We start from the raw sequence: 12,289 nt of genomic DNA, 5'->3' as shown, positions 1-12,289 counted from the left end.
CCACTGAGGGTAAAGATGAAAACGGAAACTAATGCGATGCCGGAAGGGAAGATGCTGATTCAGGATATGGCAGAGGCGATGCTGTTGCAGCCTGGCCTGCAAAAGCTGCGTGAAGAGCTGCACCTGTCACAAAAAAACGTCGCCGAAGGCATGGGCATCAGCCAGCCTGCGGTGGCGCAAATTGAGCAGCGCGGCAACGAAATCAAGCTTGATACCCTGAAGCGTTACGTTGAGGCGCTGGGCGGCAAACTGAGCATCACGGTTGAACTGCCCGATGGCAGCGGGCGTATTTTTCACCTGTAGCGCCGCGCTATTCGTACAGTCCTTCCTGACGCACCGGCGCCTGCTGACGCAGGCGGCGCACCGTTTCGCCGTTCACCAGCCGACCGGCGAGCAGCAGGTTGCCGCACGGGCCGTCGGGGTTGAGCAGCCGCTGTTGTAGCACGCGCACCGCCTCACTGCCCAGTTCGTTGCGCGGCACGTGTACCGAGGTCAGGGCGATATCGTGAATCGCCGCCAGGTTGAAGCCATCCATGCTCATGACCGAGATATCCTGCGGCACGCGCAGGCCGGCATTTTGCAGCGCGCTCATGGCGCCCATCGCCATAAAATCGCCACCGGCGAGGATCGCCGTTGGCCGCTTGTTGGCTGGCGTACGCTGTAGCCAGGCGCTAACCCGCTGCTCCGCCTCGGCACTGCCAAAGCCCTCGGCGGTCAGCAGATGGCGGCGCTCATCCATGTAGAGATTGTTGGCGCGCCAGGCGTCACGCACGCCCGCCAGCCGCTGCGCCATGGTGTAACGGCGCAGGCAGTGCAGGGTCAGCAGCTGGCGATGTCCCTGCTCAAACAGATAGTTAGCGGAAAAATGGCCGATCAGCTGATGATCGGGCGACACGGCGGGCAACCGCATGCGCTGATCGAGGCAGTTAATCAGCACGCACGGCTTGTTCAGCTCGGCCGCCAGCTGATGAATATGTCGGTCATCAATGCCCACGATGATCGCCGCGTCGGTTTCCGGCTGGTGCATCTTTTCCAGAAACAGCGCGGCGTCGCTGTCCAGCTCATCAATACCGCAGTAGCGCACGCGCACATCGTGATGGTTCAGCGCCTGATGAATGCCCTGAATCACCTTGTAGTAGAAGATATCCGTACGCTGATCAAAGGCGCGCGGCGGCGCAAACACCACCAGATTATTCAGCAGCAGGCGGCCAGCGGTGAGGTTCTCCATGACACCGTGCTGCCGGGCGATGGCCAGCACTTTTTCGCGGGTGGCGGCACGGGTGTTCGCTTTGCCCGCCAGCACGCGCGACACGGTGGCAATCGACAGGCCCGCCTGCGCCGCAATTTCCCTGATATTGAGCTTTCCTTTCATTTTGTGATCCCACGCATATTACGCCATGAAAAATTTTTCATTATGCAGAAAGCCACGTCATAACGGTCTGCATTCCCGTTGACCTCCGGCGCGATAGTGTCCCATGTAAAAGTTTTCAAAAAAGTGGCTGTACCCACGTTTTTGCCTTGATTAGCTTCACAGCAGGTCACGTTTTTCCCCTCATCCTCGAACAGATGAACCCCTTCGTCCTGGCGGTTGCCGGGCAACATGTGGAGCAGAAACATGCACGTGGATAGCAATACTAAACCGGTCGCTGCGGTGACCAGTCGGCGGATCTTTCGCAATCTGCGCTGGTGGATGCTGGCGCTGTTCTTGCTCGGCGTTACCGTCAACTACATCACCCGTAATTCACTCGGCATTCTGGCACCGGAGCTGAAAACCAGCCTGAACATGACCACCGAGCAATATTCGTGGGTGGTGGCGGCGTTTCAGCTCGCCTATACGCTGTTCCAGCCGGTGTGCGGCTGGCTGATTGATGTCATTGGTTTAAAAATGGGCTTTCTGATCTGCGCCATTTTCTGGTCGCTGATGTGCCTGCTGCATGCCGGTGCCGGAAGCTGGCTGCAGCTGGCGATCCTGCGCTTCTTCATGGGTGCATCGGAAGCGGCGGCCACCCCGGCTAACGCCAAAGCGATTGGCGACTGGTTCCCGAAAAAAGAGCGGCCGATTGCCGCTGGCTGGGCGGGCGTCGGCTTTTCGCTGGGTGCCATGCTGGCCCCGCCGATTATCTATGTGGCGCACATCAGCTTTGGCTGGCAGGGCGCGTTTCTGCTCTCCGGCGCTATTGGTCTGGTGTGGGTCGCGCTGTGGGCCTTTCTCTATCATTCGCCGGAAACGCATCCGCGCCTCTCCGACGAAGAACGTGCCTTTATCAGCCAGGATAACGAGCCACCGGCGGTGCGGCTGCCGTTTTTCCGCGCGCTGAAAATCATCGGCAAAGACAAACGCTTTTACGGCATTGCGTTACCGGCGTTTCTCGCCGAGCCCGCCTGGGCAGTGCTGAGCTTTTGGGTGCCGCTCTACCTCGCCAACGAACGCGGCATGGATCTGAAACAGATCGTGATGTTCGCCTGGCTGCCGTTTTTGGCGGCGGATCTCGGCAGCGTCGCCAGCGGTTATCTGACCAAACTCTATACCCGCTGGTTTGGCTGTACGCGCGTCAACTCGGTGGTGGCCAGCTCGGTGACCGGCGCGGTGCTGATGCTGTCGCTGGCGGCGATGACCCAGGTAAAAGATCCTTATCTGGCGATCGCGCTGATCTCCATCGGCGGTTTCGGCCATCAGATCATCTCCTGCATGCTCAGCGCGCTGGTGGTGGAGAAGTTCGATCGCGGCCAGATGGCGACGGTCAACGGCATGCGCGGCTCCTGCGCCTGGATCGCCAGCTTTATCTTCTCGCTGATTATCGGCGTCACTGCCGACACCGTGGGCTTCAACCCACTGTTTATCGCAATGGGGTTCTTTGACCTTATCGGCGCCATTTTTCTGGTGATCTGGATTGCCGATCGCCGCTCTGCTAAAGATTCAGGAAAGACACAATGAAAACCTTAAAACAGTGGCAACTGGCGCAGCAAACCGACGCTTTTATCGAACTGAAGGTGGATGGACGTCATCTGTTCCGCCTGTACGTATTGGGCGACGGCGTGATGCGCGTGCTGATTAAACGCGAGGGCGTGCTGGATCTGCCGCGCAGCTGGAGTATTGCGCCCGCAGACGATGTGCCGTGGCAGGGGCGCGACCGTGAATCGCTGGCGGGCTTTACACCGCCCGGCTATCAGCTGGAGCAACAGCAGGATCGACTGCTACTCACCAGCGGCCGACTGCGCGTTACCGTGCACCAGCCGCTGTGGCTCGCCTGGGAATATCACGATGGCACCGACTGGCAGCCGCTGGCAGAGGATCGGCATACCGGCGCCTATCTGCTCGACGCACAGGGCAACGGCGTTGAGCACTATCAGCGCCGCCAGGCCGATCAGCGCTTTTATGGCCTCGGCGAGAAGAGCGGCGATCTCAACCGCGGCGGCCGTCGTTTTGAGATGCGCAACCTCGATGCGATGGGCTACAACGCCGCCAGCACCGATCCGCTCTACAAGCACATTCCGTTCACCATCACCCAGCGCGGCAACGCCAGCTTTGGCCTGTTTTATGACAACCTGAGCAGCAGCTGGTTTGATCTCGGCAACGAGCTGGATAATTACCATCCTGCCTATCGCCGTTACCGCGCCGAAGCGGGCGATCTCGACTACTGGTTGCTGCTCGGCCCGCGTGTGCTCGACGTCACCAAGGCGTTTGTGCGCCTGACCGGCCGCACGCTGTTCCTGCCGAAGTGGAGCCTGGGCTACAGCGGCTCGACCATGCATTACACCGATGCGCCCGATGCGCAGCAGCAGCTGCTGAAGTTCATTGAACTGTGCCGCGAGCATCAAATCCCCTGCGATTCGTTCCAGCTGTCGTCGGGATATACCTCAATCAACAACAAGCGCTACGTTTTTAATTGGAACTACAGCAAGGTGCCGCAGCCGCAGGCGATGAGCCAGGCCTTTCATGACGCCGGGCTGAAGCTCGCCGCCAATATCAAACCCTGTTTGTTGCAGGATCATCCGCGCTATCAGCAGGTGGCGGAGCAGGGGCTTTTTATCCGCGATTCAGAGCAGGACAGCCCGGAACGCTCGGTGTTCTGGGATGACGAAGGGTCGCATCTCGATTTCACCAATCCGGCCACCGTGCGCTGGTGGCAGGAGAATGTTACCAGCCAGCTGCTGGAAATGGGCATCGACGCCACCTGGAATGACAACAACGAATATGAAGTGTGGGACGGCGAGGCGCGCTGCCACGGCTTTGGTGATGAGATCGCCATCAAGCATATTCGTCCGGTTATGCCGCTGCTGATGATGCGCGCCTCGATGGAAGCGCAGCAGCGCTTTGCGCCGGAAAAGCGGCCCTATTTGATCTCGCGTTCCGGCTGCGCCGGTATGCAGCGCTATGTGCAGACCTGGAGCGGCGATAACCGCACCAACTGGCAGACGCTGCGTTACAACACGCGTATGGGCATCGGCATGAGTCTGTCGGGGCTGTATAACGTCGGTCACGATGTCGGTGGCTTTTCTGGCGATAAACCCGATGCCGAGCTGTTTATCCGCTGGGTACAAAATGGCGTCATGCACCCGCGTTTTACCATTCACTCGTGGAACGACGACGCCACGGTCAACGAGCCGTGGATGTATCCGGCGGCAACACCTGCGGTGCGCGAGGCGATTCGGCTGCGCTACCGGCTGATGCCTTATCTCTATACGCTGCTCTGGCTGGCGAGCAGCGAAGATGAGCCAATGCTGCGCCCGACCTTCCTCGATCATGAGCATGATGCGCGCACCTTTGAGGAGAACGATGAGTTTCTGCTGGGACGCGATCTGCTGGTGGCCAGCGTAGTGGAGCAGGGCGCACGCCAGCGCACGCTCTGGCTGCCTGAACAGCCGCACGGCTGGTATGACTGGCACAGCGGCACGTGGTTTGCCGGTGGTCAGCAGATTACGCTGGAAGCCCCGCTGGAGCGTCTGCCGCTGCTGGTGCGCGCCGGTGCCGCCTTGCCGCTGGGCAACGCTTACGGCTGTGATGCTTCGATAGCGGATACCACGCGTCAGCTGGCGATCTGGCCGTTATCGGCGGGCGAAAGCTGCGGCATGCTGTTTGAGGATGATGGTGAAAGCCACGGCTGGCGCGACGGTCATGCGCTGTGGCTGCGCTGGACAATACGTTGCGACGCTGAGCGTATCGATATCCATTTTGAGCAGCAGGGCGATTACCGTCCGGCGTGGCGTGAACTGGAACTGCTGCTGCCGCCAGGCGAGCAGCGTACGCTCTGTGTGCAGGGCGAAGAAAGTCGGCGTTTCACGCTGGCATAGCGAAAATGCCGCAACAAAAAGGGCGCCGAAAGGCGCCCTTTTGCGATGCTATGAACCGGTTGTTATGCTGACGGGCCGTGGCTGTTGGCGTTCATGCGCGCCAGATCTTTATCGATCAGGAACAGGCCTTTGCCGGAAGAGCCGACCATCGCCAGTTTATCCAGCACGGTTTTGAACAGTTTCTCTTCTTCGTGCTGCTCGGAAACGTACCACTGCAGGAAGTTAAAGGTCGAGTAATCCTGTGACATCATCGCCGCGTGCGCCAGCTCGTTGATTTTGCTGGTCACCAGCTTTTCATGTTCGTAGGTCTGCTCAAACAGTTCGGCGAGCGAATTAAACGATACCGGCGGTGCATTCAGGGTGCCGATAACCGGCATGGCGCCGGTGTCGCTGAGGTAATCGAACAGGCGCTGCATGTGTTCCATCTCTTCACGCGAATGCTCTTTCAGAAACGCCGCGGCGCCTTCCAGGCCTTTGTCGGCACACCATGCGCTCATCTGCAGGTAGAGATTAGCGGAGTAAAATTCGAGGTTTAACTGCTCGTTCAGTTTGCCGGTCATTTCGTTAGTTAACATGCCGTCACCCTTAAAATGGTTAATCAATTTAGCATCAGATGCGGCGAAGTATGCAGCAATACCGGGCAAAACTGAACTCTTTTCTGGTAAAGGTGCTCGCTTATTTTGTTGATTTTAAAGATAATTAATTCGATTGTTGAATAGCAGTAGTTATCATTCCGCTTTCAGCCAAAGGATAACGCTTTCTGCTGATGCATCGGCGACAATGGCAGCCTGTACAGCAGCTTGCGTGCGGTCATGCTGCTCAGCCGCACGCGAGTTGCCGGTTGCCACGTCGACCGGGAGCAAGCATTTATCCCCTTATCTCACGTTAATACTGGAGCATGCCCGATGACCGATTCAACCCTGCTGGCTGGTGCTTTTGTGCTGGCCGTTCCCGATCTGTCGCGCAGCGCGGCGTATTTCCGTGACGTGCTGGGCTTTACGCTCGCCTGGCCGGAGGCGTCTGGCTGGCAGCTGGCGACGCGCGGTGCCGTGCGCATTATGCTCGGCCATTCGCCCGACGCGATGCTGCCTTCCGCCACCGGCGATCACAGCTATTTTGCCTATCTCTACGTTGACGATGCCGCTGCGCTTTACGCTGAGTTTGCCCGCAACGGCGCCATTCTGCCGCAGCCGCCAGAGGATAAGCCGCACGGCATGCGCGAGTTCAGCGTAGTAACGCCCGACGGGCACCGCATGATGGTCGGTGAGGATCTTGACTAAACGCGCCGCTTAACAAATGTCACACTTTAGCGCGTAATCGTGCATCTTATCGCTGGCGGTGTGCCCGCGACGCTTTATCATCGGCCAGCTAACGATGACAAAGCGTGTGATAATTTTCTGTGAATTTGCGTAATTTTGAGGCCGAAGAGCGGCTGTTTGTCCGTCGCGCCTGCGTGGCGATGGTGCTGGTAATCGCCTGCTTTGCCATTCTGGCCTGCAATCTTTACCGTTTGCAGATTGATGAACATGGCTACTACCAGACCCGATCCAATCAAAACGACATCAAGATGATCCCCATCGCGCCGACGCGCGGCCTGATCTACGATCGCAACGGCATTCCGCTGGTGAAAAACGTCACCTGGTACGACATCCAGATCACGCCTTATAAGGTCAGCGATATGGCGGCCACATTGCAGGCGCTGACGCCGCTGATTAACCTGACGCCGGATGAGATCGACACTTTTAAACATGACCTGAAACAGAGCAGCCGCTATAAGCCGGTGATCCTGAAAAGCGAGCTCAGCGATGAGCAGGTGGCGCGGTTCGCGGTGAATCAGTATCGCTTTACCGGCGTGGCGGTGGAGAGCTATCAGGATCGGCAGTATCCATATGGCGCCGAGCTGGCACACGTGGTTGGCTACGTCTCAAAAATCAACGACGCCGATGACAAGCGGCTCAGCGCGGCGGGCATCGCGGAAAGCTACGCTGCCGATCACAACATCGGCAAGCAGGGTATTGAAGGCTTTTACGAGTCGCTGTTGCACGGCAAGCCGGGCTATCAGGAGGTCGAGGTGGATAACCATGGCCGCGTGGTGCGCGTGCTGAAAGAGGTGCCGCCGGTAGCCGGAAAAAACCTCACTCTGACGCTCGATCTGCATCTGCAACAGTATATTGAACGCCAGCTGGCCGGGCAGCGGGCCGCGCTGCTGGTAGAAGATCCGCGCGACGGCGGCGTATTAGCGATGGTCTCCAGCCCGAGCTACGATCCCAATCCTTTTGTGAAAGGCATCAGCTATAAAAATTATCAGCATCTGCTGGCGGATAAAAACTTGCCGCTGATCAATCGCGTGACCCAGGGCCTTTATCCACCGGCCTCAACGGTGAAACCCTATATGGCGATGTCGGCGCTGTTAACCGGCGTGATCACGCCGCAGAGCCACTTTTTCGGTGCGCCAACCTGGACGCTGCCTGGCACCGACCGGCGCTACCGCGACTGGAAGCACAGCGGCCACGGCATGCTGGATGTCACCAAAGCGATTGAAGAGTCCGCCGACACCTTCTTTTATCAGGTCGCCTATATGATGGGCATCGACCGCATTCATCAGCTGCTCAGCGAGTTTGGCTACGGCAAAGCCACCGGCATCGATCTGCATGAAGAGTACAACGGCCTGCTGCCGAGCCGCGAATGGAAGCAGCGGGTGCACAAAAAAGCCTGGTATCAGGGCGATACCATTTCGGTCGGCATCGGTCAGGGCTACTGGATCGCCACGCCGATTCAGATGGTGAAGGCGATGGTGACCTTAATCAATAATGGCCGGGTGACGCAGCCGCATCTGCTGGCGCAGGCGCAGCGCGGCAAGCAGATTACGCCCTGGCAGCCAACGCAGAGCCAGCCGCAGATTGGCAGCGCCAGTTCGCCGTACTGGTCGCTGGTGCGCCACGCGATGTTTGGCATGGCCAATGCGCCCAACGGCACCGGCTATAAATACTTTCACACCGCGCCGTACGGCATTGCGGCCAAAAGCGGCACCTCGCAGGTATTCAGCCTGCGCAAAGATCAGACCTATAACGCGAAGATGATCCCCGTGCGGCTGCGTGACCATATTTTCTACACCGCGTTTGCGCCGTTCGATCATCCGCAGGTGGCGGTGGCGCTGATACTGGAAAATGGCGGCAGCGAAGGCGTAACCGCCGCGCCGGTGATGCGCAATATTCTCGACCATATTTTCCTGCCTGCAGCAAAACCAGTACCGTAAAAAATCAGCCGCCGCGGGCAGAAGCGGCGGCGGCTGATGCGTTTATCTCTACGTATAGCGAGTGTTAAAAACGGTACTGCAAGCCAGCCTGCACCATCCAGCTTTGATTGCTCAAACCGCCACCACCTGGATGATTTTCTACTCCCTCTTCATCAAAGATTTGCGTATCAGCGCGGGTAAAGGAATAGCGCGTATAACTTGCCTCGGTGAGCAGCTTAATTTGCGGCGTGATGTCGTAGCCAGCATAGACGCGCGCTGAAACCATTTTAGCGTCGTTGCCTTTATTACGGAACGTGGCATCGCGTAAATAATGTTCATCATTATCTTTTGACTGTACCCACGGGCTAAATTTTACCAGGGCGCCAAATTCAACATCATCTTTACGCCACAATCCAGTCAGGCCAATATAAGGTGCGCTGAAACTTTGTTTATAGCCAAGGCTGAGTTTGCTGTTATCAAATTCGCCCGTATCTGGTTCCGGATAAGCGATGTAATTATCGTTGTCATCCAGTTCACCGCGATAATTATATTTTCCGCCGCGCATATTCCAGCTAAAACGGCTTTTTTGATAACCCGCTAACACGCCTGCCTGATAACGGTCGGTCTGTAAAAACCAGGCCCGCGCGCTGAGATCGATCTCATTGGCATAATTCAGGTTGGTTTTGCCCCAGGAGTGCGACGTGAAGTTGTTATCGTTGATGTCTTCCCAGTCCCAGTCATTGTTGAAGCCGTTACCGCCCACGATGGTGGTCCAGCCGCGTGCGTTAAGGCTGAAACGCGGCGTTATGTCATAGTTAAACTCAGCGTTAACTATCGGCGCATTTTTTATCGTCCAGTTCAGTTCGCTGAGTTTATAACTGTCATCAAATACAAACTCTTTTGCTTTTCCGCTGAGAAAGCCAAAGGATAACGAGGTTTGTACATCGCCCTGCGTCAGTGAATTAGCGCTGACCTGTGAAGAGAAAAGTAACGGCAGCGTTAACAGGCAAGAGGTGACGCTAAATAAAGAGGCTGAAGTTTTTTTCATGATTATTTCCTTATAATTAACCCGAGGTCGTGTGCGACATAATGACATTACCATGGGGTTATTTTTATTTTCAGCGGAAATAAATCGACGTTGATTTTACGTTTAATAAACTATTTTATTAACTTTGAGCCGTTTCTTGATTGATTTATTTCATGCAGATGCGTGCTTAAATAATAAATAGCATCCTGCGCCTGTTGCTCATAAACAGGCTTCCAGGGAATAACCGGTGCAGCACTGCTGCACCGATTGATTATTTTGCCTTCAGCGCTTCGGTGACGGAGCCAATGGCGCGCACCACTTCGGAGGCGCTGTCACGGATTTCTGCGATCACGCCGCCCGCTTCCTTTGCCAGCACCACGCCCTGATCGGCGCGTTTGAGATTCGATTCAATGCCTTTCAGCGCTTTATCCGCCAACGTATGGTTCTGCTGGATCATGCCTTCGATCTCGCTGGTGGCGTGGTTGATGTTCGCCGCCAGGGTGCGTACTTCATTTGCCACTACCGCAAAGCTGCGGCCGTGTGCGCCCGCGCGTGCGGCTTCGATGGCGGCATTAAGCGCGAGCAGGTTGGTCTGATTAGCGATGCTGCGGATGCTCTCGACGATAAAGGCGATGCGCTCAGACTGCTCGCTGAGATCGGAGATATCGCCCGAGATGCCCTGCAGTTCACCGGCCAGGTCATGCATGGTTTGCACGCTGTTTTCAATTACCGTGGCTCCCAGTCGGGTACTCTTATCGGTTTCCAGCGCCGTTTGATACGCCTGCGATGCCGCCTGCCGTTCCAGCAGGTTTTTCTCGACCTGTGCGGTAACGTCGGTAGCAAATTTCACCACTTCATAAAGCTGACCGTTGCTGTCAAAAACCGGGTTATAGGTGGCGCGCAGCCAGACGGTTTTACCCTGTTTATCGATGCGGGGAAACTGCCCGGAAATAAACTCGCCGCGCTTTAGCTTGTTCCAGAACTCGGTGTATTTTGCGCTGTTATAAACCGACTCCGCACAGAAGATGCGGTGATGCTTACCGCTGACCTCTTCCTCACGGTAACCCATGGTTTTCAGGAAGTTGTCGTTGGCCTTCAGCACTTCGCCTTGCAGGTTAAAGGAGATGACCGCCATCGAACGTTCAATCGCCGTGGTGATGGCGCGTTTTTCCTGTGCGTCGACGATATGCGAGGTGATATCAGTAGCCAGCTTAACGATTTTAAACACCTTGCCGCTGCGATCTTTCACCGGCACATAGTGCGCCTCCAGCCAGACCGGACGGCCATTTTTTGCCAGGCGTAAGAATTTGCTGCTTAAACTGTCGCCCGTGCGCAGTCGCTGCCAGAAAGCGGCATAACCGGCTGAGCTGACCTCTTCAGGTGGACAAAAAATGCGGTGATGTTGGCCAACAATTTCCGTCAGCGTGTAGCCCATGCTGTCGAGAAACAGCGGATTAGCGGTGATAATGGTGCCATCTTCGCTGAACTCGATCATAGCAATCGAGCCTTTCAACGAGCTGAGCGTCGCGGACGAGTGTCGACGCGGCTGGCTGGCCATGCGCGACATCAATCCTGATGTAATGGTGCTGAACATGGGGAGACCTTATTTTTTTTGTGGGTGTCCCCGCTGTTATCGGCTGAAACGGTCAGGGATTCAGCAAAAGCCGTTTGCCGGTTACCTTTTTTTACTCATTTGCGACGCCGTTGATGCAAAAGAGCGCAGTCGGTTCGCTTTTCAATGAAAAGCATTTGACGGCATTCTGCCGTTATTGTTTAATGCGCCCCGTTGCCCGAATAGCTCAGTCGGTAGAGCAGGGGATTGAAAATCCCCGTGTCCTTGGTTCGATTCCGAGTTCGGGCACCACTTATTAAAGAACCCGCCCAAAAGGCGGGTTTTTGCTTTTCAGGAGCCGAACTCTTCATCGAACGCCGTTCGATTGACTCGCCACCTCCTTGTGGCTCGCCCTGCGGGCGGACGCTGAAGCGTCCGTCAAAAACGTTCCCGACGTTTTTGTCCGAGTTCGGGCACCACTTATTAAAGAACCCAGCCTATGGCTGGGTTTTTGCTTTTCAGGAGCCGAACTCTTCATCGAACGCCGTTCGATTGACTCGCCACCTCCCTCTGGCTGGGTTTTTGCTTTTTAGAAGCCAAACGCCTCATCGAACGCCGTTCGATTGACTCACTTCTCACACCTTCGCGGCCCGTGCGGCGCTGACCAAACCATTCAGCCAGTCCTGATGACCGTTGATCATCGGGTTCGGATTCGCCAGCGCCAGCTCAGCCGCCGGTTTACCTTTCTGCGTCTCCTGAGTCAGGATGCGCACGCGCTGGCCGCTAAGATCCTCAACCAGCCAGGCGTGATGCACATCAAGACGCGTATCGCCTTCGCCCGCCCAGCCGTGCCAGGCGATACGGCCCGCTTGATCCGCTGTCGGTGGCTGATATTCATTGCACTGAGCTTCCACCGGAAAGCCAAAGGTTTCAAAGTAAAAACGCACGCCGTCAGCCAGTTGCGGGCCCGCGCCATCATAAAAACGGACGTTGGCGGAGTTGGCATAATAGCCCGGCCAGCGGCTGGCGTCGGCCAGTAACGGCCAGATATCGGCGGCGCTCAGACCCGCGAGGATGATTTCATTTGAGGCGAAATTTTCGGTGTAGCCCGGCTCAAAATCTGCTGGCCAGATAATGGCGTTCATTGTATTGCGCATCTTCATTCCTCAGTCGGTGAAGCCGG

Annotated in this window: 11 protein-coding genes and 1 tRNA gene; 6 read left to right on the top strand and 6 right to left on the bottom strand. The window is 56.6% G+C overall.

The features are described 5' to 3' along the window. The first annotated feature begins 3 nt into the window (after positions 1–3). On the top strand, positions 4–303 hold the full coding sequence (locus EM595_RS14735) for a type II toxin-antitoxin system RelB family anti-toxin (protein WP_371317217.1): 300 nt from the start codon (positions 4–6) through the stop codon (positions 301–303). A gap of 7 nt (positions 304–310) precedes the next feature. Here the strand turns inward: EM595_RS14735 and EM595_RS14730 are convergent, their stop codons facing one another. Beyond that, positions 311–1,372 (bottom strand): LacI family DNA-binding transcriptional regulator, encoded by a 1,062-nt coding sequence (locus EM595_RS14730; RefSeq protein ID WP_067433682.1) that lies wholly within the window; start codon positions 1,370–1,372, stop codon positions 311–313. Between the two features lie 243 nt (positions 1,373–1,615). Between EM595_RS14730 and EM595_RS14720 the strand changes: the two genes are divergently transcribed. Continuing rightward, positions 1,616–2,935 (top strand): MFS transporter, encoded by a 1,320-nt coding sequence (locus EM595_RS14720; RefSeq protein ID WP_067433680.1) that lies wholly within the window; start codon positions 1,616–1,618, stop codon positions 2,933–2,935. After that, entirely contained in the window at positions 2,932–5,292 is a 2,361-nt protein-coding gene (locus EM595_RS14715) for a glycoside hydrolase family 31 protein (RefSeq protein WP_067433678.1), read from the top strand. Before EM595_RS14720 ends, EM595_RS14715 begins: the two co-directional genes overlap by 4 nt. A 62-nt stretch (positions 5,293–5,354) precedes the next feature. Here the strand turns inward: EM595_RS14715 and ftnA are convergent, their stop codons facing one another. Both ftnA and EM595_RS21485 read right to left on the bottom strand, forming a co-directional pair. Next, positions 5,355–5,867 carry a non-heme ferritin gene (ftnA, locus tag EM595_RS14710; protein WP_067433675.1) on the bottom strand — a complete coding sequence of 171 codons (513 nt, stop codon included), beginning with the start codon at positions 5,865–5,867 and terminating at the stop codon, positions 5,355–5,357. A 153-nt stretch (positions 5,868–6,020) separates the two neighbouring features. After that, complete coding sequence (locus EM595_RS21485; protein ID WP_262410935.1) at positions 6,021–6,155, bottom strand: hypothetical protein; 135 nt, start codon at positions 6,153–6,155, stop codon at positions 6,021–6,023. A 42-nt stretch (positions 6,156–6,197) separates the two neighbouring features. Here EM595_RS21485 and EM595_RS14705 point away from each other — a divergent pair, with 42 nt between their 5' ends. Together EM595_RS14705 and mrdA are read left to right on the top strand one after the other, a co-directional pair. Further along, positions 6,198–6,572 (top strand): VOC family protein, encoded by a 375-nt coding sequence (locus EM595_RS14705; RefSeq protein ID WP_067433671.1) that lies wholly within the window; start codon positions 6,198–6,200, stop codon positions 6,570–6,572. Between the two features lie 119 nt (positions 6,573–6,691). Then, positions 6,692–8,548, top strand: coding sequence for a peptidoglycan DD-transpeptidase MrdA2 (gene mrdA, locus EM595_RS14700; RefSeq protein ID WP_067433668.1), 1,857 nt, complete (start codon positions 6,692–6,694; stop codon positions 8,546–8,548). A gap of 64 nt (positions 8,549–8,612) precedes the next feature. On the opposite strand, the gene EM595_RS14695 is transcribed toward mrdA, so the two are convergent. Then, positions 8,613–9,575, bottom strand: a complete 963-nt coding sequence (locus EM595_RS14695) for an omptin family outer membrane protease (RefSeq protein ID WP_067433665.1) — start codon at positions 9,573–9,575, stop codon at positions 8,613–8,615. A 250-nt stretch (positions 9,576–9,825) separates the two neighbouring features. Next, positions 9,826–11,148, bottom strand: a complete 1,323-nt coding sequence (locus tag EM595_RS14690; RefSeq protein WP_067433662.1) for a methyl-accepting chemotaxis protein — start codon at positions 11,146–11,148, stop codon at positions 9,826–9,828. A gap of 194 nt (positions 11,149–11,342) precedes the next feature. Between EM595_RS14690 and EM595_RS14685 the strand changes: the two genes are divergently transcribed. Then, a tRNA-Phe gene (locus EM595_RS14685) sits at positions 11,343–11,418 on the top strand. A 323-nt stretch (positions 11,419–11,741) separates the two neighbouring features. Here the strand turns inward: EM595_RS14685 and EM595_RS14680 are convergent. After that, entirely contained in the window at positions 11,742–12,251 is a 510-nt protein-coding gene (locus EM595_RS14680) for an SRPBCC family protein (protein ID WP_067435523.1), read from the bottom strand. Positions 12,252–12,289 lie beyond the last annotated feature (38 nt).

The sequence above is a fragment of the Duffyella gerundensis genome, from assembly GCF_001517405.1.
In the GTDB taxonomy this organism is placed as follows: domain Bacteria; phylum Pseudomonadota; class Gammaproteobacteria; order Enterobacterales; family Enterobacteriaceae; genus Duffyella; species Duffyella gerundensis.
The sequence above is the reverse complement of the archived record's forward strand: the minus strand, read 5'-3'. Positions and strand labels throughout refer to the sequence as shown.